Annotated in this window: 22 protein-coding genes and 1 tRNA gene; 10 read left to right on the top strand and 13 right to left on the bottom strand. The window is 72.3% G+C overall.

Annotation, left to right across the window (positions count from 1 at the left end):
- Positions 1-41: 41 nt before the first annotated feature.
- The 6 genes from AB0N82_RS01740 to AB0N82_RS01715 all read left to right on the top strand — a co-directional run bounded on the left by AB0N82_RS01740 (position 42) and on the right by AB0N82_RS01715 (position 5,643).
- The gene (locus AB0N82_RS01740; protein WP_315993743.1) at positions 42-1,397 is read left to right on the top strand and encodes a glutamine synthetase family protein; all 1,356 of its coding nucleotides are present in this window, start codon (positions 42-44) and stop codon (positions 1,395-1,397) included.
- Positions 1,378-2,154, top strand: coding sequence for a gamma-glutamyl-gamma-aminobutyrate hydrolase family protein (locus AB0N82_RS01735; RefSeq protein ID WP_315993742.1), 777 nt, complete (start codon positions 1,378-1,380; stop codon positions 2,152-2,154). The genes AB0N82_RS01740 and AB0N82_RS01735 overlap by 20 nt, the downstream gene beginning before the upstream one ends.
- On the top strand, positions 2,151-3,506 hold the full coding sequence (locus tag AB0N82_RS01730; RefSeq protein ID WP_363387368.1) for an aldehyde dehydrogenase family protein: 1,356 nt from the start codon (positions 2,151-2,153) through the stop codon (positions 3,504-3,506). The genes AB0N82_RS01735 and AB0N82_RS01730 overlap by 4 nt, the downstream gene beginning before the upstream one ends.
- Before the next feature lie 43 nt (positions 3,507-3,549).
- Positions 3,550-4,329 (top strand): 3-oxoacyl-ACP reductase, encoded by a 780-nt coding sequence (locus AB0N82_RS01725; RefSeq protein ID WP_363387365.1) that lies wholly within the window; start codon positions 3,550-3,552, stop codon positions 4,327-4,329.
- Between the two features lie 24 nt (positions 4,330-4,353).
- A complete protein-coding gene (locus AB0N82_RS01720; protein WP_363387362.1) occupies positions 4,354-5,070 on the top strand; it encodes a GntR family transcriptional regulator in 717 nt (238 codons plus the stop codon).
- A 162-nt stretch (positions 5,071-5,232) separates the two neighbouring features.
- A complete protein-coding gene (locus AB0N82_RS01715) occupies positions 5,233-5,643 on the top strand; it encodes a dehydrogenase (RefSeq protein ID WP_363387359.1) in 411 nt (136 codons plus the stop codon).
- Between the two features lie 484 nt (positions 5,644-6,127).
- On the opposite strand, the gene radA is transcribed toward AB0N82_RS01715, so the two are convergent.
- Positions 6,128-7,495, bottom strand: coding sequence for a DNA repair protein RadA (gene radA / locus AB0N82_RS01710; RefSeq protein WP_315993737.1), 1,368 nt, complete (start codon positions 7,493-7,495; stop codon positions 6,128-6,130).
- A gap of 167 nt (positions 7,496-7,662) precedes the next feature.
- Positions 7,663-8,616, bottom strand: a complete 954-nt coding sequence (locus AB0N82_RS01705; RefSeq protein WP_363387355.1) for an L-lactate dehydrogenase — start codon at positions 8,614-8,616, stop codon at positions 7,663-7,665.
- 125 nt (positions 8,617-8,741) lie between these two features.
- Here AB0N82_RS01705 and AB0N82_RS01700 point away from each other — a divergent pair.
- Both AB0N82_RS01700 and AB0N82_RS01695 read left to right on the top strand, forming a co-directional pair.
- Positions 8,742-8,831 (top strand) — tRNA-Ser (locus AB0N82_RS01700).
- 88 nt (positions 8,832-8,919) lie between these two features.
- Entirely contained in the window at positions 8,920-9,396 is a 477-nt protein-coding gene (locus AB0N82_RS01695; RefSeq protein WP_363387352.1) for an SRPBCC family protein, read from the top strand.
- Between the two features lie 123 nt (positions 9,397-9,519).
- Here the strand turns inward: AB0N82_RS01695 and AB0N82_RS01690 are convergent, their stop codons facing one another.
- From AB0N82_RS01690 to AB0N82_RS01650, 9 genes are read right to left on the bottom strand one after another with little or no spacing between them, the layout of a single operon-like run.
- Positions 9,520-10,530 (bottom strand): LacI family DNA-binding transcriptional regulator, encoded by a 1,011-nt coding sequence (locus AB0N82_RS01690; protein ID WP_315993735.1) that lies wholly within the window; start codon positions 10,528-10,530, stop codon positions 9,520-9,522.
- Between the two features lie 12 nt (positions 10,531-10,542).
- A complete protein-coding gene (locus tag AB0N82_RS01685) occupies positions 10,543-11,373 on the bottom strand; it encodes a hypothetical protein (RefSeq protein ID WP_363387348.1) in 831 nt (276 codons plus the stop codon).
- Positions 11,370-12,284 (bottom strand): sugar kinase, encoded by a 915-nt coding sequence (locus AB0N82_RS01680; protein ID WP_363387345.1) that lies wholly within the window; start codon positions 12,282-12,284, stop codon positions 11,370-11,372. Before AB0N82_RS01680 ends, AB0N82_RS01685 begins: the two co-directional genes overlap by 4 nt.
- On the bottom strand, positions 12,284-13,564 hold the full coding sequence (locus AB0N82_RS01675) for a DUF4038 domain-containing protein (protein WP_363387342.1): 1,281 nt from the start codon (positions 13,562-13,564) through the stop codon (positions 12,284-12,286). The genes AB0N82_RS01680 and AB0N82_RS01675 overlap by 1 nt, the downstream gene beginning before the upstream one ends.
- 33 nt (positions 13,565-13,597) lie before the next feature.
- A complete protein-coding gene (locus AB0N82_RS01670) occupies positions 13,598-14,863 on the bottom strand; it encodes an enolase C-terminal domain-like protein (RefSeq protein WP_363387339.1) in 1,266 nt (421 codons plus the stop codon).
- Entirely contained in the window at positions 14,860-15,741 is an 882-nt protein-coding gene (locus AB0N82_RS01665) for an NAD(P)-dependent oxidoreductase (RefSeq protein ID WP_363387336.1), read from the bottom strand. The genes AB0N82_RS01670 and AB0N82_RS01665 overlap by 4 nt, the downstream gene beginning before the upstream one ends.
- Positions 15,738-16,667 (bottom strand): carbohydrate ABC transporter permease, encoded by a 930-nt coding sequence (locus AB0N82_RS01660; protein ID WP_363387333.1) that lies wholly within the window; start codon positions 16,665-16,667, stop codon positions 15,738-15,740. The genes AB0N82_RS01665 and AB0N82_RS01660 overlap by 4 nt, the downstream gene beginning before the upstream one ends.
- Positions 16,664-17,608 carry a sugar ABC transporter permease gene (locus tag AB0N82_RS01655; RefSeq protein ID WP_315993728.1) on the bottom strand — a complete coding sequence of 315 codons (945 nt, stop codon included), beginning with the start codon at positions 17,606-17,608 and terminating at the stop codon, positions 16,664-16,666. The genes AB0N82_RS01660 and AB0N82_RS01655 overlap by 4 nt, the downstream gene beginning before the upstream one ends.
- A 58-nt stretch (positions 17,609-17,666) precedes the next feature.
- Positions 17,667-19,028 (bottom strand): extracellular solute-binding protein, encoded by a 1,362-nt coding sequence (locus tag AB0N82_RS01650; RefSeq protein WP_363387329.1) that lies wholly within the window; start codon positions 19,026-19,028, stop codon positions 17,667-17,669.
- A gap of 202 nt (positions 19,029-19,230) precedes the next feature.
- Here AB0N82_RS01650 and AB0N82_RS01645 point away from each other — a divergent pair, with 202 nt between their 5' ends.
- Positions 19,231-22,227, top strand: coding sequence for a sugar-binding protein (locus AB0N82_RS01645; RefSeq protein WP_363387326.1), 2,997 nt, complete (start codon positions 19,231-19,233; stop codon positions 22,225-22,227).
- A gap of 58 nt (positions 22,228-22,285) precedes the next feature.
- Positions 22,286-25,036 carry a family 78 glycoside hydrolase catalytic domain gene (locus AB0N82_RS01640; RefSeq protein WP_363387323.1) on the top strand — a complete coding sequence of 917 codons (2,751 nt, stop codon included), beginning with the start codon at positions 22,286-22,288 and terminating at the stop codon, positions 25,034-25,036.
- Positions 25,037-25,050: 14 nt separating this feature from the next.
- Here the strand turns inward: AB0N82_RS01640 and AB0N82_RS01635 are convergent, their stop codons facing one another.
- Together AB0N82_RS01635 and AB0N82_RS01630 are read right to left on the bottom strand one after the other, a co-directional pair.
- Complete coding sequence (locus tag AB0N82_RS01635; RefSeq protein ID WP_363387320.1) at positions 25,051-25,611, bottom strand: hypothetical protein; 561 nt, start codon at positions 25,609-25,611, stop codon at positions 25,051-25,053.
- Positions 25,612-25,788: 177 nt separating this feature from the next.
- Positions 25,789-26,817, bottom strand: coding sequence for an agmatine deiminase family protein (locus AB0N82_RS01630; protein WP_315993724.1), 1,029 nt, complete (start codon positions 26,815-26,817; stop codon positions 25,789-25,791).
- Between the last annotated feature and the right edge of the window lie 56 nt (positions 26,818-26,873).

Below are 26,873 nucleotides of genomic sequence, written 5' to 3'. Positions count from 1 at the left end.
CCGCACCGGAGGGCGTCGAAGAGGCGAGAGGGACACGACACATGGCGGGCAATCTCACCACCGACGACCTGGATGCCGCGATCGAGGCGGGAGAGATCGACACCGTCGTCGTCGCCTTCCCCGACGCGCAGGGCCGGCTGGTCGGAAAGCGCGTGGCCGCGCGGTTCTGGCGCGACGAGGTGCGGGGGCACGGGGCCGAGGCGTGCAACTACCTGCTCTCCGTCGACGTCGACCTCAACACCGTCGACGGCTACGCGATGTCGAGCTGGGAGAAGGGCTACGGCGACATGCTGCTCGTCCCCGACCTCGACACCCTCCGTCGCATCCCGTGGCAGCCGGGTACGGCGTTGGTCTTCGCGGACCTGGCGTGGGAGGACCGCGAACGGGTCGTGCAGTCGCCCCGCGGCATCCTGAACGCCCAGCGCGAGCGGCTCGCGGAGCGCGGTCTCACCGCCTACGCGGGGACGGAACTGGAGTTCATCGTCTTCGACGACTCGTTCCGCGACGCATGGGCGAAGGGATACACCGGGCTCACCCCCTCGACCGACTACAACGTGGACTACAACCTCCTGGCCACCACGCGCCTGGAGCCGTTGCTGCGCGACATCCGTCTCGGCATGGACGGAGCGGGAATGTACTGCGAGGGCGTGAAGGGCGAGTGCAACTTCGGTCAGCAGGAGATCGCCTTCCGCTACGCCGAGGCGCTCGAGACCGCCGACAATCACACGCTCTACAAGAACGGCGCCAAGGAGATCGCCGACCGCCACGGCAAGTCGCTGACGTTCATGGCGAAGTTCAACGAGCGCGAGGGCAACAGCTGCCACATCCACCTCTCGGTGCGCGGCGACGGCGGCGATCCCGTCATGGCGGGCGACGGGGAGCACGGCTTCAGCCCGCTCATGGAGCACTGGATCGCCGGCATCCTGGCCACCCTCCGCGAGTTCACGCTGCTGTACGCCCCCACGATCAACTCGTACAAGCGCTACGCGAAGGGCTCGTTCGCGCCGACCGGCGTCGCGTGGGGCGTCGACAACCGCACGTGCGCGCTACGCGTCGTCGGCCACGGGGCATCGCTGCGGGTCGAGAACCGCGTGCCCGGGGGAGACGTGAACCCCTACCTGGCGATCTCGGCCATCATCGCCGGAGGCCTCTACGGCGTCGAGAACGAGCTCGAGCTGCCCGCCCCGCTCACCGGCAACGCGTACGCGGCGGGCGTCGACACCCTGCCCACGACCCTGCGCGAGGCGGCGCGACTCTTCAGCGAGTCGGCGATCGCCCGCGCCGCCTTCGGCGACGACGTCGTCGAGCACTACCTCAACCAGGCGCGCATCGAGGTCGAGGCCTTCGACGCCGCCGTGACCGATTGGGAGCGGGTGCGTGGTTTCGAGCGCCTCTGATCCGAGCAGGACCCCCGTGGTGGGGCTCACCACCTATCTCGAACGAGCGAAGCAGGGCGTGTGGGACGTGCGTGCATCGTTCCTGCCGCAGCAGTACTTCGACGCGGTGACCGCCTCGGGCGCCGCCGCCGTGCTGCTCCCGCCGCAGCCCCGACCCGCCGAGGCCGCCGCCGCCGTGCTCGAGGGCCTCGACGGGCTCATCCTCACCGGTGGTCTCGACGTGCAGCCCGAGCTCTACGGCGCCGAACGGCACCCGACCACCGACCCCGCGCGCGCCGACCGCGACGCGTGGGAGATCGCGCTGCTCGCGGGGGCGCGGGAGCGCGGCATCCCGGTCTTCGGCATCTGCCGCGGGCTCCAGCTCATCAACGTCGCGATGGGCGGGACGCTGCACCAGCACCTGCCCGATGCGCTCGGCACCGAGCGGTACCGCATCGGCGGCGGCGTCTTCGCCGAGAACGTCGTCGAGGTGGATGCCGACACCCGCCTCGCCGGCCTCGTCGGGGCCGGCGCGCTCACCGTCCACAGCTACCACCATCAGGGAGTCGACCGCGTCGCCGAGGGTCTCGTCGTCACCGCCCGGACGGACGACGGTCTGGTTCAGGCCGTCGAGACCGAGGGGGACGACTACCTCGTCGCCGTGCAGTGGCATCCGGAGGAGAACGCCGAGGACCGGCGGTTGTTCCTCGGGCTCGTGGCCGCCGCGGCACGCTACCGCGCCTCGCATTCCTCCGCGCACCAGGGAGTCTCCGCATGAGCACCTTCACCGTCATCGACCCCTCGACCGGATCGCCGATCACGACGCTGCCGCGCGCCGAGATCGAGCAGGTGGATGCCGCCGTCGCCGACGCCGTGCGCGCGCAACGCGCGTGGGCCGGGCTCGCCCCCGTCGCCCGCGCCGACGCGCTGCGGGCGTTCGCGCGCGTCGTCGAGGCGCACGTCGAGGAACTCGCCGCGCTCGAGGTGCGCAACTCGGGCCACCCGATCGGGTCGGCCCGGTGGGAGGCGCAGCACGTCGCCCAGGTGCTGAACTACTACGCCGGTGCCCCCGAACGCCTGATCGGATCGCAGATCCCGGTCGCCGGCGGTCTCGATGTGACCTACCACGAGCCCTACGGGGTCGTCGGGATCATCGTGCCGTGGAACTTCCCCATGACGATCGCCGCGTGGGGCTTCGCGCCCGCGCTCGCCGCGGGCAACGCCGTGGTGCTGAAACCGGCGGAGCTGACTCCGCTCACGGCGATCCGCCTCGGTGAGCTGGCGCTCGAAGCAGGTCTCCCGGAGGGGCTGTTCCAGGTCATCGTGGGGTCGGGCTCGGTCGTCGGTCAGCGGTTCGTCTCGCACCCCGACGTGCACAAGGTCGTCTTCACGGGGTCCACCGAGGTCGGGACCGAGGTCGCTGCCGGGTGCGCGCGGATGCTCAAGCCCGTCACCCTCGAGCTCGGCGGAAAGAGCGCGAACATCGTCTTCGCCGACGCCGATCTCGAGAAGGCCGCGGCGGGGGTCCCGGGGTCCGTCTTCGACAACGCCGGCCAGGACTGCTGCGCCCGCAGCCGCCTGCTCGTCGAGCGGAGCGTCTTCGACCGGTTCCTCGAGATGCTCGAACCCGCGGTGGCCGCGTGGAAGGTCGGCGACCCGCACGACGAGTCGACCCAGATGGGCCCGCTCATCTCGGCATCCCACCGCTCCACCGTCGAGGGATTCCTCGACGGCGTCGATGTCGCCTTCCGAGGATCGGCGCCCGAGGGTGACGGTTTCTGGTTCGCCCCGGCCGTCGTGCTCGCCCAGCCCGGCGACCGCATCGCGCGCGACGAGGTCTTCGGGCCCGTGCTCGCGGTGATGCCGTTCGACGACGAAGCGGATGCCATCCGCCTCGCGAACGACACCGCCTATGGCCTCGCGGGCTCGATCTGGACCGAGAACCTGGGGCGTGGCATCCGGGTCTCGCGCGGGGTGCGCAGCGGTGTGCTGTCGGTGAACTCTCACTCGTCGGTGCGCTACGCGACCCCCTTCGGCGGTATGAAGGCGTCCGGCCTCGGCCGGGAGCTCGGTCCGGATGCCGCCGAGCACTTCACCGAGGTGAAGAACGTGTTCTACGCCACCGAGTGACCCCTCCTCCCTCTCCACCCCCACGCATAAGGAACCACAGCTCATGACCATCGACCTCACCCAGCGTCTGCGCGACCGCGTCGCCATCATCACCGGCGGGGCCAGCGGCATCGGCCTCGCGACCGCCCGCCGCTTCGCCGCCGAGGGCGCGCGCGTCGTCATCGCTGATCTCGACGAGACCACGGGCACGGCCGCCGCCACCGAGGTGGGCGGGGTGTTCCGACAGGTGAACGTCGCTGACGAGGCATCCGTCGACGCCCTCTTCGACGGCGTCGCCGCCGACCTCGGCAGCGTCGACATCGCCTTCAACAACGCCGGCATCTCGCCGGCCGACGACGACTCGATCGAGACGACCGAGCTGCCTGCCTGGGATCGCGTGCAGGACGTCAACCTCAAGAGCGTGTACCTGTGCTCCCGCGCGGCGCTGCGGCACATGGTGCCCGCAGGCCGCGGCTCGATCATCAACACCGCCTCGTTCGTCGCGCTGCTGGGCTCGGCGACCTCGCAGATCTCGTACACCGCGTCGAAGGGCGGAGTCCTCGCGATGACCCGCGAGCTCGGCGTGCAGTTCGCCCGGCGGGGGATCCGGGTGAACGCCCTGTGCCCGGGACCGGTGAACACCCCCCTCCTGCAGGAGCTGTTCGCCAAGGACCCCGAGCGGGCGCAGCGCCGACTCGTGCACGTGCCGATGGGCCGGTTCGCGGACCCCGCCGAGATGGCCGCGGCGGTGGCGTTCCTGGCATCCGACGACGCGTCGTTCATTACCGCGACGGCCTTCGTGGTCGACGGCGGGATCACCAACGCGTACGTGACGCCCCTGTGACCTGGGGCATGACAGGCTGAGGTGATGACCGAAGCGCCGTTGGACGATCTGCGCCGGGCCGTCTACCGACCCGTCCGCAGCGGCAACGCGCTCGAGGACACCACCGCGCGCATCGTCCAGACCGTGCGGTTGGGCCTGGTCGCTCCGGGGGAGTCGCTGCCCGCCGAGCGCGAGCTCGCGGCGCTGTACGGCGTGAGCCGCGACACGGTGCGCGAGGCGATTCGAGAGCTCGCCGATGCCGGGTGGCTCGAGACGCGGCGCGGTCGCTACGGCGGGACGTTCGTCGTCGATCCGGTGCCGCGCCCGTCGGAGCCGGCCGTGGTGTCGCCCGCCGAGCTCAGCGACGTCGTCGCCCTGCGCGGCGTCCTCGAGCCCGGGGCCGCGTGGGCGGCCGCCGGGCGCTCGCTCTCCGCCGACGAGCGCGACGTGCTGTGGGCCCGGCACGAGGCCGCCGCCGTCGCCGGGGGAGTGGACTACCGCCGGCTCGACACGCTGCTGCACCTGACGATCGCGGAGCTCGCCGGCATCCCCTCTCTCGTTCCCCTCGTCGCCGACAACCGCGCGCGGGTCAACGCGTGGCTGGACACGTTCCCGCTGCTGCCCCGCAACATCGATCACTCCACCTCGCAGCACGCCGCGATCGTGTCGGCGATCCTCTCGGGCCGACCGGATGCCGCCCACGCGGCGATGCGCGATCACCTCGCCGGATCCGAGGCGTTGCTCAGGGGGTTCCTGGCGTAGGTCGGCTGCCCAGCGGCGTCGCGGCCTCGCGTGCCCGTTCGGGACGCGTTCCTCGCCGTAGGGCGTGGGATCGCAGGTTCCGCCCCGAACCCGGGATTGCGGCAGCGGGCGGACGCCGGGGCGGGAGGGGCGGGGAATGGATGCCGCGGATAGGCTCGGAGGATGGCCGGGAGCAAGAAGCGCAAGGGAAAGAAGCACGACATGGACTTCAAGAACACCGCGCTCACCGACGCCCTGCAGACGCAGGACATGGCCGCCATCGCCTTCGCTCTCCGGCACGGACCCACGGTCGTTCCGCTCATGACCCCGGGAGACGCCGACGACCCGCGCAGCGTGGGCGAGGTCTGGACCTACCGCGACCCGAACACCGGGCAGCTGGCGCTGCTGCTCTTCAGCGACGCGGCGCACAAGCCCGAGACACTGCCGCCGCACGTCGCCTTGCAGTCGCCGCAGTGGCTCCGATCGTTCCTCGGCGCGCATCAGGATGCCATCACCACGGTGTTCATCGACATCGCGGGGCCGCACCCGATCCAGGCGTCGCCCGGCGACCTGATCGCCGCGCTCGACGCCTGAGGCGGCGGCCGCGGCACGATTGCCGGCGGCTCGCCGCCGTCCGTGTGCACAGCGGCGGGTGGAGGTGTCGACTCGCCGGTGGAGTGTGCGTGCGGGGCGGCGTGTCGTCGAGCGGGCCCGCCGCTGTGCCCGGGCGGGGCGGTGCCCGAGCAGTGGAGTGTGGCGGTCGTCGCGGGTGCTCCGGCCGGGGGATGCGTCGAAGGTGAAGGACCCGAGTCGCGCGGGTGAAGGACGCGTGCGAGACTCGACGGCATGGAGTACGTGATCGCCGGCGCCGTGTGCGCCGCCGGACTTGTCATCCCCGTCGTCCTGGGAATGACCTCCCCGCACCGCCGTCGCCGGTCGGCTCCTCCGGGCCGCTGACGGCGGGGACGTTCAGCCCGCCCCGGGCGCCGCGAACGGGGGGACGGCTGGCGTTCCGGTCACGGTATGCATCGCCCTCGGTGGGGCGACCACCGCTGTCGCGCCGAACGTCGGGGGAGGGTCAGAATCCCGGGTCGGTGTCGTCGCGCGGGACGCCGCGCACCTGCAGCTCGTTCAACGCCTGCGCGAGCTTGCGCGACGAGGCGTCGAGCACGGTGTGATAGCCCAGCCGCTTCGCCTCGGACGCGCGCTGAGCGGCCTGCGTGACGTTGCGGATCTCGCCCGTGAGTGTCAGCTCGCCGATCGCCGCGAGACGCTTCGACACCTTGCGGTTCTTCACCGCGTTGGCGACGGCGATGGCGATCGCCAGGTCGGCGGCGGGCTCGACGAGGCGCACACCGCCCACGGTCGAGACGTACACGTCGCGGTCGGAGAGCGTGAGACCCATGCGGCTCTCGAGCACCGCGAGCACCATCGCGACGCGGGAGGAGTCGACGCCGTTCACGATGCGGCGGGGATTGGGAGCCGTCTGCCGCACGGCCAGGGCTTGGATCTCGACCGGCAGGGCGCGGCGGCCCTCCATCGCGATCGTGACGCAGGTTCCGGGCTCGGGCTCGCCGTGGCCGAGGAAGAGGGCGCTCGGGTCGGCGACCTCGGCAATACCGGTGCCGGTCATGTCGAAGCACCCGACCTCGTCGGTGGGGCCGAAGCGGTTCTTGAGCGCTCGCACGAAGCGCAGCGAGGTCTGACGGTCGCCCTCGAAGTGGCACACGACGTCGACGAGATGCTCGAGGATGCGCGGACCGGCGATCGAGCCGTCTTTGGTGACGTGGCCGACGATGATCACCGGGAGCCCGCGCTCCTTCGCGACGCGGATGAGAGCGGACGCGACCTCCCGCACCTGCGCGGGCTGCCCCGCCGCCCCGTCGCTGTGGGCCGACGAGACCGTCTGGACGGAGTCGACGATGAGCAGCCCGGGCTCCACCTGGTCGATGTGCCCGAGGATCGTGGCGAGATCGGTCTCGGCCGCGAGGAACAGCTCGTCGTGCAGTGCTCCGGTGCGCTCGGCGCGCAGGCGCACCTGCGCGGCGGACTCTTCGCCGCTGGCGTAGAGCACGCGGCGTCCGGCGCGGGCGCTCTGCGCCGCGACCTCGAGCAGCAGGGTCGACTTGCCGACGCCGGGCTCGCCGCTCAACAGGATCGCGGCGCCCGGGACGATGCCCCCGCCGAGGACACGGTCGAATTCGCCGACGCCGCTCGTTCGACGCGGGGCGTCTTGCGTGTCGATCTCGGTGATGCGCCGCGCGGCTCGGGCCGCTCCCGGCGCCACCGGCGTGATCGATCGGACGATGCCGGTCTGCTCGGCGGCCTCGACCACCGTGCCCCACGACTGGCACTCGCCGCAGCGCCCGACCCACTTCAGTGTCGTCCACCCGCACTCGGTGCACCGGTAGGGAGCGGGAGCGGTTGCCGGACGACGGGATGCCATGGGTTCAGGCTACGCGGGGCCTCCGACATCGCCCGCGCCTCGTCCACGGCATCCGGAATCGGCACGTCAGGGGAGCGCGCCGATGAACGCCCCCTGTGCGGGAAAACGGCGCGAGAGCGTATCTATCGGCAGGGAGAGCGTTCATCGCGGGTGGAGGCGAGGGCGCCTCAGCCGCGCAGCGAGTCGGCGACCGTCGTGAGGGCGTCCGCCGAGCGGCGCAGGAGCGTCTTCTCGTGGTCGGAGAACGGTGTCGCGGCGATGGGCACCGCGCCCCGTGCCGACACGATCGACGGCACCGACAGGGCCATGCCGTCGACGCCGTGGAAGTTCGACAGGACGGTGCTCACGGGGAGGATCGCGTGCTCGTCGCGCAGGATCGCCTCGACGATGCGGGCGCTCGAGAGCCCGATGGCGTAGTTGGTGGCGCCCTTGCCTTTGATCACCTTGTAGGCGGCGTCACGGACGTCGACGGCGATGGCATCCAGTTCGTCCTGGTCGAAGTAAGAGCCGTCGGGCAGCTCGAACTGCGTGATGGGGACCGAGCCGATCGTCGCGGTCGACCACAGGGGGAACTCGGTGTCGCCGTGCTCGCCGACGATCCACGCGTGGACGCTCGAGGTGGCGACGCCGGCGCGCTGGGCGATCTTCCACCGCAGGCGCGACGTGTCGAGCACCGTGCCGGAGGCGAAGATGCGCCGCGTCGGAAGGCCGGTGGCCTCCTGAGCGAGCACGGTGAGCACGTCGCACGGGTTCGTGACGATCACGTAGATCGCGTTCGGGGCGACCTCGAGCAGCTGCGGCATCATGTCGCGGATGATGCGGGCGTTGGTGGCGGCGAGCTCGGTGCGGGTCTGGCCGGGGTTCTGCTTCGCTCCGGCCGTGATGACGACGACGTGCGACCCCTCGGCGACGGCGACGTCGCTGCCGCCGGTGATGTCGCTCGATCCGGTGAACTGCGTGCCGTGGGCGAGGTCGAGCACCTCGGCCTCGACCTTCTCGGCGGCGATGTCGTACAGCGCGACGTGGCGGGCCGACCCGCGGATGAGAGCCGCGTACGCGACGCTCGCCCCCACGCTTCCCGCGCCCACGACCGTCAGCTTCGAGTTCTCGATCACGCTCATGGCTCGATCCTGGCAGCGCGCGCGAAACGGCTCCACAGGGGTGCTTCGACGGTGGAGGAACGGATGCCGGATGCCGATCCGGCGCCGATTCGCGGCATCCCGGAGAGTGTCGTAAGCTAGTCGGCGGTGACGTGTCCGAGCGGCCGAAGGTGCAACACTCGAAATGTTGTGTAGGTTCACCCCTACCGTGGGTTCAAATCCCACCGTCACCGCCACCACGAAGGCCCTGAATCCTCACGGATTCGGGGCCTTCGTCATGTTCTTCCCGAGATGTGCGGACAGGCGGCCTGCCACGATGAGTGCATGCCCGTCATCGAGTCCCGCTGCGTCGTCCCGGTCGATTCGAGCACGGCGTTCGCCGTCTCGCAGACCACCGGTGAGATCCGCAAGCGATGGGATCCGTTCATCCGACGCCAGTACTTCGTCGACGGCGCGACCGCCCCGGGCAAGGGCGTGCGGACCCACACCGTGCAGCGTTTCGGCTTCCGCATGGAGAGCGAGTACGTCTCGTACAACCCGCCGTCGAACGTCGGCATGAAGATGACGAAGGGGTCGTGGTTCTTCGAACGACTCGCTGGCGGGTGGAAGTTCACCCCCGTCGCCCACGACCCGCACAGCACTCTCGCCGTGTGGCGCTACAACTTCGCGTGCCGCCCCCGGTGGCTGGCGCCGCTCGCCGAACGGATCGGCGCGCTGCTGCTGCAGCACGACATGGACCGGCGCATCCGGGGCTTCGCTCGAGGATGCAGCGACCCGCTCGTGCTGGCCGCGGTGCGCTGACCGCGTCGCCGGCGTAGGGCGACGGGGAGCCCCGTTGTGCGGCGGCTCGATTTCTCTCGATCCCGTCACCGATTCCGGCGAAGGAACGACACTCGGGCCCGCGCTCGAGGAACCGCCTCGCGCTCAGCGGGCGGTCGAGCGACCGAGGACGAGCTGCGCGGGCTCGACGTGGCGGCCCGGGGCGTATTCGGTGCCGCCGATGACGTCGGCGAGGTAGTTCGCGGCACGGTCGCCGAGAGCGCTCAGGCGCAGATCGATCGTGGTGAGACTGTCGTCGTCCTGGCCGGTGGAGCCGGCGAGGTTGTCCATTCCGGTGATCGCGACGTCGTGGGGGACGCGGATGCCGGCCTCGGCCAGCACCCCGGCGACGGCGGTGGCGATCGTGTCGTTGCCGCAGCACACGCCGTCGAAGGCGACGCCCGAGGCGATGAGGCGCTGGGCGGCCGCGCGGCCCCACGCCTGCGACCAGTCGCCGCGCAGCACGAGGGCGGGGTCGAGCGCGAGTCCCGCCTCGCTCAGCGCGTCGGAGAGCCCCGTCGAGCGGTCGCGTGCGGAGCGGTCGTGGTCGGCGGCCGAGACGTGGGCGATGCGACGGCATCCGATCGAGACGAGGTGCTCGCCGGCGAGGCGACCGGCCCCGTAGCCGTCGTGGAGGAACGACGCGTCCTCGGCGTCGTCGGAGTGGCCGTAGGCGTAGACCACGGGCACCGTGAAGCCGGCGCTGATGGAGTGGATGTCGGAGCTCGAGCCGTCACCGATCACGAGCAGGCCGTCGATGCTGCGGGCGCGGAGCTTGCGGGCCGTCGCCGCGAACAGGGCGCGGTCCAGATGGGCGTCGGAGACGAGCACGGAGAGGTCGCGAGCGCCGAAGGCGGTGGTGGCGCCGGTGAGCACCGGCATCGTGAAGGCGCCGGGGGCGTTCACGGTCAGCACCGCGACGGTGGCGCTGCGCCCCTGCGCGAGGAACTGCCCCAGGGCGTTGGGCTGGTAGTCCAGGCGCTTCGCGACGGCCAGGATGCGTTCGCGCGTGGTCTCGGAGACCTTGCCCTGTCCGCGCAGCACCTTCGACGCCGTGGGAACCGACACTCCTGCCAGAGCCGCCACGTCGCGGAGGGAGATCGCGTCTTTCGCCATTGCGGATCGATCTTAGGCCGTCGCGGCGCCGATGCCGCGGACGTGCAGGGTCACCGTCGAGCGCACCGTCGCCCCGGGGGCGACCTCGATCGAGCCGAGGGCGTCGCCCGGCTGGGCGTACGGGTCGGACGAGGGCTCGAGTCCCACGGCATCCACCTGCGCCCACCACGGGAAACCGGTCGATCCGCGGCGCTCGCGCCAGACGAACAGGCGGGGGAAGAGCCGCGCGTCCCAGCTCAGCGCGAGCGCCAGCTCGCGACCCTCGACGGTGAGCGAGCCCGCGGCCCCCGAGACGTCGTCGAAACCCGCCGACGGCGGCGGGGCGACCGCGAGGCCGCCGCCGGTCGAGACCGCGGCGTCATCGAACAGATCGCCCGCGAAGGCCGGGTGCTCCGCCCACCCGATGCGGACGGTCTCGGATGAGTGGTTGTGCACGGCGGTGTCGACGCGCAGCCCGCTCTCGACGAGCGAGACGACGCGGTCGACCTCGAGGGGGACCGTGCGCAGGTACACGCGGGCGCGACACGAGCCGCCCTCCTGCGACAGCGTCCACGTGCGCCAGGCCGCCTCGCCGTGGAACGGCTGCGTCGGCGCGACGCCGGCGGGGGCGTCACCCGCGCGCGGGAGCAGGACGTGCCACCCGCCCGGGTAACGGCGGTGCCACTCGCCGCTGGAGTCGGGGAGCGAGAACGCGTCGCGCGCCTCGTCCGCCCAGGGGGTGGTCGCGAGGATCTCCCGGCCGGTCGGCACATGGGTCAGGCGGGCGATGCGCGCCCCCTCGGCGTCGACCTCGACGAGCAGGTCGTCCGATCGCAGCGCGACGCGCGCCGGCCCGGCGCTCACGCGGCGACCTCGGCGAGGCGGTCGCGGGAGGGGAAGCCGGTGTGGTCGCCCGGGTCGGCGACGACGCGGGCGGCGCACCACGCGGCACGGCGCAGGGCTCCGTCGACGGGGAGCCCCTCGAGGACCGCGGTGATCCACCCGGCGGCGAACGCATCGCCCGCGCCGACCGGGTGGTGCGGCGGGGGGATCTCCACGGCGGGCGAGCGTCGCACGCCCGCGGCGTCGCCCGCGACGGCTCCGTGGCGGCCGAGCTTGACCACCACCGTGCGCGGTCCGCGGGCCAGGAGGGTCGCGACGGCCTCCTCCGCATCGTCGAGGCCCGTGAGCACCCGCGCCTCGTCTTCGTTGCACAGCAGGGTGTCCACGTGCTCGATCACGTCGTCGACGGCGTCACGCAGCCCGGCGTCGTCGATGAGCTGCGGCCGATGGTTCGTGTCGAGCGAGACCGGGATGCCGCGACCCGCCGCCTCGTGCACCACGCGTTCGAAGAGCGCACGCGGCCCCTCGCCGAGGGAGGCCGTGATGCAGGAGACGTGCACCAGGTCGACGTCCGCGAGATCGTCGGCCGTGAAGTCGGCGGCGGTGAGTCCGGAGGCCGCCGAGCCGACGCGGTAGTGCTCGCTGCGCACCAGGTCGTCGCTCAGGCGCTGCTTGACGATGAGACCGGTCTTCTCCCCGGGCGCCGCGCGCACGAAGCGGTCGTCGATCCCCTCGGCCGCCAGCGTCGCGCGCACGAGGCCGGCGAAGGCGTCGTCGCCGAGGCGCGACATCCACGACGAACGGTGGCCGAGACGAGCCACGCCCACGGCGGTGTTCAGCTCGGCTCCGGCGACGGCGACCGTCGACGGCTCCCCGCCGGCATCGACGAAGAAGGTCGCGAGCGCCTCGCCGAGGGTGAACACGTGCGCCATCAGCGGCCGATCGGTGCGAGTCCGCGGATGACGTAGAGGGCGTCGCCGGGGAACTCCGGCTGCGCGAGCCGCACGCCGCCGTCGACGAGACTCCAGCGCGCGGCGTCGGGGCGGCGCGCGGCGAGGTCGTACACGCTCACCTCGAGATCCGCGTCGGCGCGCCCGCGCAGGGTCAGGGCGAACGCCTCGGGCGCGTACACCGCGACGACGCCGTCGGGCGTGCGGCCCGCGACGGCGCCGGAGGGTTCGTCGACCAGCAGATCGTCGTCGCCGTCGAGGCCCCACAGCCGCTCGGCATCCACGATGCGCCGCACGAGGGCGACGTCGTCGGCGCCGGGGAAGGCCGCGGCCACCGCGAACGGGAAGGGATCGCCGTGCACGTCGGCCGCGGCGAAGCCCTCGCCCCGCCGGTGCCACGACCACACGCCGTGCGCGCCGTAGCCGAGGCCGGCCGCGGCGCCCGCGACGACACCCGTCCAGCTCGCCCGGCGGACGTCGGCGGCGGAGTGCCGTGCGCGCCCGGCGAAGCGCCCGAGCCCCTCGTAGCAGGGCTCGAGGTTGATGATCGGGCGGTCGACGTCCATCGCGCGGTAGTACCGGGCCAGCTCGGCGGGGAGGGTGTCCCAGGCCTCGTTGTGACCGGACTGCAGGCCGTGGAAGTCGAGCAGTCCGCCGTCGGCGAGGGATGCCGGCATCCGGGCCGTGGGAGTGTCGTGCCAGGTGATCAGCTGGTCGGGCGCGAGTTCGCGCACCTGCGCCGCGACCGCGCTGTAGCGCGCGAGAGCAATGTCGTCGTTGAGGTCGTCGTCGCCCGAGACGATCCAGATCGGGTCGAAGCGCGCGAAGCGGGCGACGGCGTCGGCCACGTACGACGCCGTCTGCTCGGCATCCATCACGTGATCCGGGGTGAGACCGGCCCCCCACGTGCCGGGCACGAAGTTGTTCCACAGCAGCACGAGCATCGGCGTGAAGCCGTGCGCGCGGGCGGCGGCGAGCACGCGCTCGGCGTCGTCCCAGTAGGCGGGGTCGCCGGCGGCGAAGTCGAGCCGCCCGTCGCGGATCGCGTAGGGCGAGAGCGTGCCGCTGGAGCGATCGTGCTCGATCGGCAGGATGCTGAACAGCAGCGCGTTGAAGCCCTGACGACGCCGGCGCTGGAGGTGATCGAGCCACTCGTCGGGGCGGGCGCCGCCGAAGGCGGCCCAGACGGTGTCGGCCAGGAGGAAGGCGGGCTCGCCGTCGCGGAGCAGCCAGCGCCGCGAGGGCGCGAGGGACCAGGTCATGCGGGATCTCTCTCTTCGGAGGGGGCGGAAGGGTCAGGGGGCGATCAACGCGCCGTCGGGCGCGCGCACCTTCGCGGCCCACGCGTCGTGGCCGGACAGCCCCGCGGGGAAGCGGGCGGCGGCCTTCTCGTCGACCTCGATGCCCCACCCGGGGGCGTCGTTGGGGGTCAGCCAGCCGTCGACGATGTCGATCATGCCGGGGAACACCTCGTGGGCCGCCTCGTTGTAGACGTGCCCCTCTTGGATGCCGAAGGCGGGCGAGGTGACGTCGAGGGCGACGGCGGCGGCGACCGCGAACGGCGAGGCGTCGCCGGGGGAGTGCCAGGCGGTGCGCACGCCCTCGATGTCGGCGAGGACCGCGAGGCGCCGGGCCGCGCTCACCCCGCCGACGTCGGAAAGGTGCGCGCGCAGGTAGTCGACCTGGTGCTCGCGCACGAGCCGGGCGGCATCGGTGAACGAGGTCGCCAGTTCGCCGACCGCGATCGGCACGGGGGAGGCCTGACGCACCTCGCCGAGACGGTGCCAGTGCTCGGGGGCGAGCACGTCCTCGACGAAGAAGGGGCGGTAGGGCTCGAGACTGCGCGTCAGCGTGATGGCCTGGCTCGGGCTCAAGCGCGAGTGCACGTCGTGCAGCAGTTCGACACCGTCGCCGAGCTCTTCGCGCACGTGCGCGAAGAGGCGCGGCGTGGCGACGAGGTAGTCCTCGACCCGCCACCCCGCGGCGTGCTTCGCCCAGGCGAACTCGCCGACGAGCGGGGGCGCCCCGTAGTGGCCCGCGCCCTGCTGGCCGGACTGGATGCGCACGTGACGCTGTCCGGCCGCCATGAGCTCCCGCACGTGGTCGGTGGTCGCCGCGGCATCCGCGCCCTCGGCGTGCAGGTACGTGTCGGCGGCGGCGCGGACCCGCCCACCGAACAACTCGTACACCGGCATCCCGGCTCTCTTGCCGGCGATGTCCCACAGCGCCATGTCGAGCCCCGACAGCGCGTTGTTGCCGACCGGTCCCTCGCGCCAGTACCCGGTGAAGCGCACGAGGCGCGTGAGGTCGTCGATGTCGCCGGGGTAGCGGCCGATGACGAGCGGGCGCACGTGCTCGAGGAACGCCACGACCGCCTTCCAGCGCTGCGTGAACGTCGCACAGCCGTAGCCGTAGAGGCCCGGCTGGTCGGTGTCGACGCGCACCACGACGAGCGGGATCGCCTCGGGGGCGGTGACGATCGCGCGGAGGTCGGTGATGCGGACGTCCTCGCGCGGTAACCAGGGCTGTGGGAAGGCCGTGTCGGTCTCGGCGAGGGTCATCGTTCGCTCCTGATCAGGGACGCCCGTTCGGTGGCGGTGCCGTCGTGGATGGATTCGCTCGGCGCGAAGCCGAGCAGGTCGCGGGCCGCGCTCGTGTCGACGAGGGCGGCGCGCCCGACGACCGGGTGCGCGAGGACGGTGCCGGGGGCGTATCGCGCCACCAGCTCGGCCGAGTCGATCGGCAGCAGGGTGTCGGCGGCACTGAGGGGGATCACGGGCGCGCCGACGACGTCGGCTTCGAGCGCGCGCTGCACCGCGCGGGTGGCGTCGTGCATCGTGAGGTACGCCCAGCCCTCGCGGGCGAGCCGACCCGGGTCGGCCTCGAACTCGAGGGCGACGTCGCGCAGCACGTCGGGCCACTTCACCAGGGGGAAGCGCAGCGCGACGACGTCGAGACCGTAGCGGCGGTGGGCGTAGGCCGCAGTGCGCTCGTCGACGAGCTTGGACAGCGAGTACGCATCGGCGATGTCGGGCTGCGTGTGCGCGTCGAGCGGGAAGGCCGGGGGGAACGCGCCGTGGGGGTTGTTCGGGTATCCGATGGCATTGATGCTGCTGGCGATCACGGCCCGACGCACCCCTCGCTCGCCGGCGCGGGTGAGCACGGTGAAGGTCGCGGCGGTGTTCACGCGGAACACGTCGATGGGGGTGCCGAGGGTGGGGTGCGGGATCGCGGCGAAGTGGGCGACGGCGTCGACGTCGTCCATCGCGCGGTCGACCACGTCGGGCGAGGTCGCGTCCCCCTCGACGAGGCGGTCGGCCGGGTGGTGCGACGAGAACGACAGCGACAGGGCGGTGACGGAGTGACCGGCGGCGACGAGGCTCTCGCTGACGGCGCGGCCGATCTCTCCGTCGGCCCCCGTGACGAGGATGCGGCTCATCCCTTCACCCCGCCCGCCATGCTCGCGCCCCGCAGGAACTGGCGCTGGAAGACGAGGAACAGCGCCACCGGGATGACGAGCGAGAGGAACAGCGCGGCCATCTGCACGCTGAGCTCGGTCTGGTCGGCCAGGCGCGGCAGCGCCACCGAGACCGGCTGGTTGTCGGGGGTGGGCAGCACCAGCAGCGGCCACAGGTAGTCCTTCCACGACGCCACCACGGTCAGCAGGCCGACGACGCCGAGGATCGGTCGCGCCAGGGGCAGGACGATGCTCCACAGGATGCGAAGCGGGCCGGCGCCGTCGATGCGCGCCGCCTCGTACAGGTCGGCGGGGATCGCCTCGAGGAAGCGCGAGATGATCAGCACGTTGAAGGCCGTCGCGCCCGCGGGGAGCCAGACCGCCCACCACGTGTCGATGAGCGAGATGCCGAGGACCGGCAGTTCGCGCACCGTGAGGTACAGCGGCACGAGCGAGACGATGCCCGGGATGAAGAGGGTGGCGAGGATCGCGCCGGAGAGCACCTTGCCCCAACGCGGGCGCAGCACCGTGATGACGAAGGCGGCGGTCGTCGAGACGAGCAGCGTGGTCACGACCGAGCCGGCCGCGAGGATCGCGGTGTTGGTGAGGTAGTGACCGATGCGGCCGCGTTCCCACGCGATGCCGAGGTTCTCCCACTGCACGACGCCGCTGGAGAAGAAGGAGAACGGGCCGCGGATGAGGTCCTGCGTCGGCGAGACCGCCGCGAGGGCGAGCCAGACGATCGGCCCGAGGCCGGCGATGATCAGCGCCGCGAGCACGAGGACGTGACCGACGCCGAGGCTGATCCGCACGGAGGGGCGCGAGCGGTCGGCATCCGAGATGTTGGTGCGGGTGAGGGGCTCGGGGGTGGCGGCGGGGCGGCGGCGACCGAGGGAGAGCAGGCTCATGAGCGGCTCCAGCTGCGCGTGAGGCGGAAGTAGGCCAGGGAGAACAGGCCGAGGACGAGGGCGAGAAGCACGCTGAGCGCGGTCGCCGCCCCGTAATCGACGCGGGTGAAGGCGTAGTCGTAGATCGTCATGAGCAGCGTCTTCGTCGCTCCCTGCGGACCCCCGCCGGTGAACAGGAACGGCTCGGTGAAGACCTGCATCGTGCCGATGATCTGCAGCAGCAGCATCGTGCCGATGATCCCGCGCATCTGCGGGAGGGCGACGTGCCAGACGCGGCGCCAGATCCCGGCGCCGTCGAGCTCGGCGGCCTCGTACAGCTCGCCGGGGATGCTCGTCAGCGCCGCGATGTAGATGATGACCGCGGTTCCGGCTCCCGCCCAGGTGGTCTCCAGGACGATCGAGGGCATGGCGCTCGCGGGCGAGTTGAGCCAGGGCAGGGGACCGATGCCGACCCACCCGAGGACGGTGTTGAACAGGCCATCCGCGTCGGGGGCGTAGAAGAACTTCCACAGGAGGATCGCCACGACCGGCGGCACCATGACGGGCAGGTAGGCGAGGGCGCTGAAGTACCAGGCGCGCGAGCGCATCTCGGAGATGAACACCGCGAGGGCGAGCGGCACCGGGAAGCCGAAGACGATGGCGAGCACCGTGTACAGCACCGTGTTGCCCGCGGCCTGCGGCAGACCCGGATCGCTCAGGACGTAGACGAAGTTGTCGAGACCGACGAAGTCGCTCTGCCCGGTCAACACGACGCGCTGCACGCTCATCACGAGCGAGCTGAGGATGGGTCCCCACGAGAAGTAGGCGTAGACGAGGATCGCCGGGGCGGCGATGAGCAGCGCGGTCAGGCCGGGGCGCCAGGGGCGTCGCCGGCGGGCGGTGCGCGCGGGAGTGGCGGTGGTTCGCGCGGCGGTGCGCGGACGCTCGTCGAGATCGGTCATGGACGTCTCCGGGGGAGGGAGGGGCGGGCCGCGCGGCGACCCGCCCCGGGTGGGGTGATCAGCGGCTGAGGCGCGACTGCACGTCGGTCTGAGCGGTGCTGAGCAGGGAGGGGATGTCGGCGTCCTGATCGGTCAGGACCGTCTGGACGACCGTGTCGAGGGCGCCGTACACCTCTTGCGCGTTGTTGACCGGCTCGGCGACGACGGGGATGGATGCCGACGCGTCGAGGTACGGGGTGAAGTTCGCGCTCGGGACGTTGATGTAGTCCGCGATCCAGTCGAAGTACGTGGAGTACTGGTCGCTGTTGACGACGGGAAGCCCCGGGAGGCCCGTGACGGAGCCGGCCTCGTTCGACGCCTTCGCATCGTCGACGGCGGTGGTCTCGTCGAGGTAGCGCTGCAGGTAGAAGAACTTCACCCACTTGACCGCGGCGGCCTGCTGCTCGGCGCTCGCCTTCGGGTCGACGATCTGCACCGTGCCGCCGCCGAGGGTCCCCTCATCGGCCTTGGCCTGCGGCATCCCGCCGATGCCGAAGCTGTCCGCGGGCAGCTTCAGGTTCTGCACGATGTTGTAGTACGAGTCGCTCGCGCCGATGATCATTCCGATCTTGCCGGCGGCGAAGTCCTGCCCCTGGGTGGGGATGTCGTAGAGGGTGTTCTCAGGCATGGTGCCGTCCTTCCACCGCATGTCGCTGATCAGCTGCAGCGCCTGCGTGGAGGGCTTGTCGTCGAAGGTGGCCTGCGAGCCGTCCTCGTTCTCGACGGTGCCGCCGAACGAGTAGGTCATGCCCGAGAACTGCCACCCGCCGGTGTTCGCGGTGGTGAGGACGGAGAAGCCGGCGGCGCCCGTGGCGTCGTGGATCTTCTTCGCGGCGGCGCGCACCTCGTCCCAGGTGGCGGGCGGGGAGTCGGGGTCGAGACCGGCCTTGGTGAACAGCTCGCGGTTGTAGACGAGGCCGAAGGAGTAGGCGTTGGTGGGAATGGCGTAGGCGCGCCCCTCGCTGTTCTCGGCGAGCTTGAGCACCGTGGGGTTGAGGCTGTCGAGGAGGCCCTCGTCCTTCAGGACGTCGGTGAGGTCGGCGGCCTGGCCCCGCTTGATGAGACCGGCGGGTTCGGTCAGCGGCACACTCATGACGGTGGGCAGGCTGCCACCGGCCGAGAGTGCCTGGAAGGTCGACGCGTCGTAGCTCGTCTCGACCGGCTCGAGAGTGATGTCGGGGTTGGCCTGCTGGAAGGCTTCGACACGCTTGTCGAAGTAGGCGCGGTCTTCGGGTCGGTCGGCGCTGGGCCGGTCGCCGATCTGAATCGAGACCTTGCCGTCGGTGGTCCCCGTGGAGGGGGAGCTGCAGCCGGCGAGGGCTGCGACCGACAGGCCGCCGAGTGCGATCACGGCGGCGACGGAACGGACACGTTTCGTCATTGAAACTCCTTGGCGAAGAGCGGAAGCAAGAGGGAAATCGCTTGCCCTGAGATGTCTAGCACCTCATGGGCTGAGCGTCAAAGTGTGATTCGCTTCGGCGCGCCGTCGCGCATTCCGGTGTTGACAGATCGATCAGCCTCTCCCACACTGCTGGAGGGCAAACGCTTGCCTAGATTCCGAATCCGCTCGACGAGGAGAATTCGTGTCCGCCACTGCTGGAAACCGTCCCCCGCGCGTTCGCGGCGGCCTCATCGGGACGGGGTTGCTGTGCGCAGCGCTCCTGGTCCCGGCATCCCCCGCCCTCGCCGCCGCTCCGAGCGTCGCGCTCACACCGCTGGTCACCGGCAACCTCTTCCGCCAGGGGGAGACTCCGCGGATCGCCTATGCCACCGACGCCGCCCGGGTGGCGTGGACGGTCACCGACCAGACCGGCGCGGTCGTCGCCGACGGCGCCGAGGATGCCGACGGCACGCTCGAGCTGCCGGCATCCGGCCTCGGCTGGTACGCGCTCGCCGTCTCGGTCGACGACGACGCCGCGCGGGCCGAGACGAGCTTCGCCGTGCTGCCCGATCGCGATGCCGCCGACTCGGCGACCGCACGTTTCGGAGCGGCGACGCATTACGGGCAGTCGTGGAGCGTCGACTCCCTGCCCACGCTGGCCACGGGCGGCTTCGCCCAGCTGCGCGACGAGGTGTACTGGAGCGAGGTCGAGACGCAGAAGGGCGTGTACGACTGGGACCGCCCGCGCGCGGAGTTCCTCGACGCGGCGCGGGAGGCCGGCGTCCGTCCGCTCCTTCTCGCCGGCTACGGCAACCCGCTCTACGACGGGGGCGACGGGCCCACGAGCGACGAAGCCGTCTCCGCCTACGCGGCCTACGCCGCCGCCATGGCGACCGAGTTCGGCGACCAGGCCACGGGGATCGAGCTGTGGAACGAGTGGGACCTGGGGCTCGGGGGCAACACCCGCACCTCGCCCGAGGACTACGTGAACCTTCTCGCCGCGGCCTCCCCGGCCGTCAAGGCGGCGGCGCCCGACCTGCCCGTCATCGGGCCGGCGGTGGCGAACCTCAACACCGATTGGCTCGAGCAGACGTTCCGCCTCGGGGCGCTGCAGTACGTCGACGGGATCGTGCTGCACCCCTACAGCTACCCGGTCTCGGCCGACGCCCTCGACGACACCCTCACGCGCATCGACGCGCTCGTGCGGCAATACAACGGCGGGGTGAGCAAGCCGCTGTGGATCACCGAGCACGGCTGGCCCACCGGCACCAACGCCCGCGCCGTCTCGGAGCGCGAACAGGCGTCCGACATCGCCCGTTCCGCCGTGATCGCCGCGGCGCACGACGCCGCGCGCTACTACGTGTACGACCTCGTCTCCGACGGCGTCGACCCGGCCGAGACCGAGCAGAACTTCGGTCTGCTGCGCGCCGCCGACGACACGCGCGGGGCCTACACGCCGAAGCCCGCTTTCGCGTCGTACTCCGTCGCCGCCGCGCAGCTCGAGGGAGCGACCTCCGCCGGTCGCGACGACGCCGTCGCGGGGGTGCGGCAATACCTCTTCGACACGGCGGAGGGCCCGCTGCGCGTGCTCTGGGCGGATACCGCGCAGACCCTGCGGCTGAGCGGCACCGGCGCCGTGACGGTGACCGACGCCTACGGCCGAGCCGACACCCTGGATGCCGACGGCGGCGACGTCGTCGTCACGGTCGACGACGACCCGCTCTACGTGCGCGGCGACGTGACCGGCGCCGCAGCATCGGAGACGTCGGTCTCGTTGGACGCCGGTGTGGTGGGAGCGGAGGTGACCGGTCGCTGGAGCGTCGCGGGCCGCTCGGACGGCGCGGCGACCACGTGGCGTCTGAACCTTCCGGACGGGCGTGCGTTCACACAGAGCACCGACGGCACCGCACCCGCGACCACCGCCATCTCCGCGCCCGCACCCACGTCGACGGGATCGTACGAGACCGTGGCGCGGCTGTTCGACGGCGACCGCGCCGCCGGCGTGCTGCGGGCGCGCACGACGATCGCGGAGCCGGTCGCCCTGACCGGAACGCAGGCGATCTCGGCGGACGGCACGGACGTGCTCCGGCTGCGCCTGAGCAACGCCTCGGCATCCGACCTTCCCCTCCAGTCCCTGACGTACACCCTGGGCGGAATGGATGCCGCGGCCGACGTGCCCGCCGTCCTGCCCGCGAGCGACGCCGTGACCGTCGACGTCCCCCTCGGCGAGCTCGACGCGCGCACGACGTTCTCCGCGGAGGCGATCGTCGACGGCGCCGCGGTACGGGTCGAGGGCGCCGTGGCGCCCCTCGACGTCGCCGCTGCCTATGGTGCGGCCCGCCACCGCGTCTCGGTCGACGGCACGCTCGACGACCTGACCGGCCTCACACCGGCGACGTTCACCCCGGAGGGGACGGACACTCCGCCCGCCGTCGACGACCAGTCGGCGCGCGCGTGGCTCACCTGGGACGACGACGCGTTGTACATCTCGGCCGAGGTCGTCGACGACGTGCACGACCAGCCGGCGACGGGCGCGAACATCTGGCAGGGCGACTCCGTGCAGTTCACCGTCGCCGGTGGCGCGCCGGGGGCGGCGAGCGTGTGGCACGAGTTCGGCATGGCGCTCACCTCGGAGGGGCCGCAGCTGTACCGCTGGCTCTCGGTCGGTCAGGGTGCGGGCGTCGTGCCCGGCACCGAGGTCGCGATCTCCCGCGATGAGGACACCCACCGCACCGTGTACGAGGTGTCGGTGCCCTGGACGGCGCTCGCCGGAGTCGATCGCGACGCCGCGCTGCTGTCGAGCGCGATCATCGTGAACGAGGCCGACGGCCAGGGCCGTGACGGCTACCTGGCCTGGGGCGGAGGCATCGCCGCCGAGAAGGACTCGGCGCAGTTCCACGCCGTGCGTCTGCTCCCCGCGGTCGAGTCGGAACCGGGCACCCCGACCGACCCGGGCACTCCGACCGATCCGGGGACTCCGACCGACCCGGGGACTCCGACCCACCCGGGCACCCCGGCGCAGCCGGGTGGCGGCCGGGGGTCGGCGGACCCCGCGCCCGATGCCGGGGGTGCCACCGGCTCGGGGGCGCTCGCGAGCACGGGGACTCCCGCGGTGCTCGGCATCCTGTTCCCCGCCCTCGGCGCGCTCCTCCTCGGCGCGGGAGCGCTGATCGTCCGCCGGCGACTCGCCCGGCGCTGACCGCTCTCGCGATGCCGCCGTCGTGTCCGGCGGCGGCATCGCGACCGAAAGGACCCGTGTGATCCCTCCGTCCGTGCGGCTGATCGGCCCGCGCATCGGCCGCCGCCGCGACGTCTCCGTCGCCGCGGAGCCCCGCCCTCCCGTGTCGTGGACCGTCGACGCGCCGACGGGATGGCGGGCCGAGAGCGCCGAGCTGCGTCTCGACGACGCCGAACCGGTCGCGGTGCCCGCCCACGGGGTGCTCGTGCCGTGGCCCTTCGCCGACCTGGCCGCCGGCGCCCGCCACACTCTGCGCGTGCGCGTGCGAGGCGTCGACGACGAATGGATGCCGTGGAGCGGGCCCGCCGAGATCGAGGCGGTGGTCTTCCCCGGGCCCTGGACGGCGCCGCTGCTCGCCATCGACGGCCCCGACACGGAAGCCGCGCCGTTCGCCGTGCGGCGCGAGATCTCCGTGGCCGACACCGTGATCGCCGCGCGCCTGTGGGTCACGGCCCACGGTGTCTTCGACGCGGCGATCGACGGCATCCCGGTCGACGACGCGCTGTTCGCGCCGGGGTGGACGGCCTACCGGAAACGGCTGGGTCTCGCCACGACCGACGTGACCGCGCTGCTGCGCCCCGGTGCGACCCAGGTGCTGTCCGTCCGCGCCGCGGGCGGGTGGTTCACCGAACGGTACGGGTTCGGCGACACCGCCGAGCGCTTCTACGGCGACCAGGCCGCCGTGGGAGCCGTGCTGCGGCTGACGCACCGCGACGGGCGCGTCGAGGAGATCGGCTCCGACGAGCGGTGGCGGCTGACGCGGCGCACCGAGATCGTCTCCAGCGGGCTGTACGCGGGCGAGCGCGTCGACTTCCGCCGCGCGCAGGGCGGGTGGCGCGAGCCCGGTTTCGATGCGTCCGGGTGGGAGACCCCCGCGTGCATCGCGCCGATGAGCCTCCCGGCGGTGATCGACGTGGAGCCGGTGCGCCGCGTGCGCACCCTCCGCGGGTCGCGGGTGCTACCGAGCGCCGCCGGCACCCTTCTGCTCGACGTGGGCGAGAACGTCGTCGGGCGGGTGCGGCTCGTCGCCGACGGGGTCGCCGGCTCGCGCGTGACCGTGCGGCACGCCGAGGTGCTCGAGGACGGCGCCCTGAACGTCCGGCCCCTCCGTGCGGCGGCGGCGGTCGATGAGTTCGTGCTCGACGGGACCGGGCCCCGCGCGTGCGGACCGGCCTTCACGTTCCACGGGTTCCGCTACGTCGAGATCACCGGCGGTGCGGTCGATCCTGCGAGCGTGGTGATCGACGTCCTGCGCACCGACCTCCGGCGCACCGGGTGGTTCTCGTGCTCCGACGATCGGCTCGACCGACTGCACGCCAACATCGTGCGCAGCTTCGAGGGCAACGCGCTCGCGCTGCCGACCGACTGCCCGCAGCGCGACGAGCGTCTGGGGTGGACGGGTGACGCGCAGGTGTTCGCCGCGACGGCGATGACGCTGTTCGACGCCGGCGCCTTCTACGCGTCCTGGCTGCGCGACCTGCGCGCCGAACAGGAACCGCGCGGGGGACGGGTCCCCACCGTCGTGCCCGACCCGCTGCCGGCGCTCGGCGACGTGATGGCCGCGGGATGGGGGGATGCCGTGACGATCGTGCCGTCGGTGATGGCCGCTCGTCTCGGTGACGAGGCGATCGTCGCGGAGCTGCTGCCCTCGATGCGGGCGTGGGTCGACGCCGTCGCCGAGGCGGCGGGACCCGGGCGGCTGTGGGAGACCGGCTTCCAATACGGCGACTGGCTGGACCCCACCGTCTCGCGCCCCGACAAGGCCAAGGCCGACCCGGGACTCGTCGCGACGGCGTACTTCTTCCGCTCCGCCGACCTGGTCGCGCGCGCCGGCGGCGGGGAGGCCTACGCGCGGCTGGCGGAGGAGGTGCGCGCCGCGTTCTGCGAGGCGTACCTCACCCCGGCCGGGCGTCTGGCATCCGATGCCCCCGCCGCCTACGCTCTCGCGCTCGCCTTCGGGCTCGTCCCGGCCGAGCGCCGACAGGCCGCGGCCGATCGTCTCGCCTTCCTCCTGCGCGCCGGCGGATACCGGATGGCGACGGGGTTCCTCGGCACTCCCGTCGTGCTCGACGCGCTCCTCGACAACGGCCATGAGGCCGCAGCCGAGAGCCTGCTGCTGCAGACGATGTGTCCCTCGTGGCTCTACCCGCTGTCGATGGGCGCGACGACGATGTGGGAGCGCTGGGATGCCGTGCGCCCCGACGGGACGGTGCATCCCTCGGGGATGACGTCGCTCAACCACTACGCGCTCGGTGCCGTCGGCGACGTGCTGCACCGCCGGGTGGCGGGCCTGGGGGTCGAGAGGGCGCGCGTGCACGTGCGGCCGTGGTTCGTCGAGGCCCTCACGTGGGCGGAGGCGGTGCACGACACCCCCTTCGGTCGCGCCCGGGTGCGGTGGCGGCGCGCGGGGGAGGCGATCGCCGTGACGGCGACGGTCCCGCACGGCATGCTCGCGCGGGTCGAGCTGGGCGACCGGCCGGTGTTCGAGGTCACGGCGGGGGAGCATCGGTGGATGGTCGACGCACCGCTCGCGCCGCCGCGAGAGCCGGTCGGCGTCGACAGCGACCTCGCCGTCGTCGCCGACACACCCGGCGCGTGCGCGGTCGTGTCGGCCGCCCTGGGCGCGCACGACGTCGACATGCAGGTCGAGTTCGACGCCTACATCCGCTGGGTGCCCGGCCGCCTCCTGCGTGCCGAACTCGCCGCCGTGGCCGCGCCGCCGGCGGTGGTCGACGCCGTCGACGCCGCGCTGCGCGATCTGAATCGCTGAGGGCGCGCCCCCGCTCAGCCCACCTTCGGCTGTGCCTCAGGGATGGTCCCCGACTCGCCGGTATGTCCCTCCCTCGACCGCTCGGCGAGTGCCTCCCGGTACGCGCGTCGAGGCGATACTCCGGCCGGACCGCGTGGCCGACGGCGGCCGGGGAGCACCCAGCTGCGCGGCACGGTGAGGTCGCCCCACGCCGCAGCCTTGACGAGGACATACCCCACCCACCACAGCAGGAAGCCGCCGATGACCCATGGCCCGATGCCGCTGAGGGTGGGTACGTGCACCACGTCGGTGCCGAGGAGCGCGGTGGGCTGATAGCTGGCTCGTGTGATGCCACCGTCGCCCGGCCACCCGTCCAGGAAGACATCGTGGAGTATCGTGCGCCCATCATCGCTGACCCACATGCCGATCGGACGGCACCCTCCGCGAGGCCTCTGTTCGCAATCCGTCTGAGTGAACGTCCCCCACATCCGCGGCTGCCCGAGGTCGATCACGGTGGCGATCAGCAGAAGAAGCAGCACCGCCGCGAGAAGCCCTCCGAAGGCGTAGAGGCCACCCTCCCGAGGCGCCGCAGCCACAGGCCCCCGGTCCGTCGGAGCGAACCCCAGCGGTGTGGGGCGGCGGGGGAGTTCACGCTGATGACTCTACGAGCGCTCGAGGGAATGACCGTCGATTCCGCGGCGAGCAGGATCACGCGGTTCACGGCAGATCGGTGCCAGAGCCTCGGATCACGGCCCGCCGGCGCCCGCCCCCGCTCAGCCCACCTTCGGCTGCTGCTGCGTGATGCAGTGGATGCCGCCGCCGCGATCGAAGATCGGACGCGAGTCGATCGTCACCACGCGTCGGCCGGGATAGGCGTCGGCGATGATCTCCGCGGCGCGCGCGTCGGCGGCGTCGTCGCCGAAGCCGCACAGCACGACGCCGTCGTTGGTGACGAGGTGGTTGATGTAGCTCCAGTCGACCCAGCCGTGCTCGTCGCGCAGGGTGGAGGGGGCGGGGACGCCGGTGATCGTCACCGACCGACCGAGGGCGGCGAAGGCGTCGGTGAGCTCCCGTCGAACGAGGACCGAGACCTCGGCGTCGGGGTGCGCGGCATCCGTCTGCTCGTGCACGAGGACGTGGTCGGGCGAGGCGAAGGTCGCGACGATGTCGACGTGGCCGTTCGTGCCGAGGTCGTCGTAGTCGCGGGTGAGGCCGCGCGAGAGCCAGATGGCGTCGGTCGCGCCGATCGTGCGCGCCATCTCGGCCTCCACCCGCGCGCGGTCGGCGAAGGGGTTGCGCCGCGGGTCGAGCTGCACCGTGTCGGTGAGCAGCACGGTGCCTCGACCGTCGACGTGCAGGCCGCCGCCCTCGGCCACGAGCAGCGAGTCGATGCGCTCGGCGCCGGCGTGCGCGGCGACCACGCGCGCGAGCAGCGCCGACTTCTGCCACTCGGCCCAGTCGGGGGCGCCCCAGCCGTTGAAGATCCAGTCGACGGCTCCGAGCACGCCCGGGCGGTCGGGGTCGACGACGAAGGTCGGGCCCACGTCGCGCATCCAGAACTCGTCGAGGGGTGCTTCGACGATCTCGACGTCGGTCGACAGCATGCGCCGGGCGCGCGCGATCTCGGTCGGATCGACGACCATCGTCACGGGCTCGAACTGCGCCACGGCGTGCGCGACCTCGGTCCACGCGCGATAGCCCTCGTCGCGGGTCTCGGCACCCTCGCCGAGGGTGACGCCCTCGCGCGGGAAGGCCATCCACGTGCGCTCGTGCGGGGCGGATTCGATGGGCATGCGCCACATGGCGGGCTCCTGGGGTTCGGTACGGGGGCGGATTCAGCGGCGGGGGATGCCGCGCG

The organism is Microbacterium sp. NPDC089186, from assembly GCF_040685115.1.
Taxonomy (GTDB): Bacteria; Actinomycetota; Actinomycetes; order Actinomycetales; family Microbacteriaceae; genus Microbacterium; species Microbacterium galbum.
This window is presented reverse-complemented; position numbering and strand designations above follow the sequence as displayed.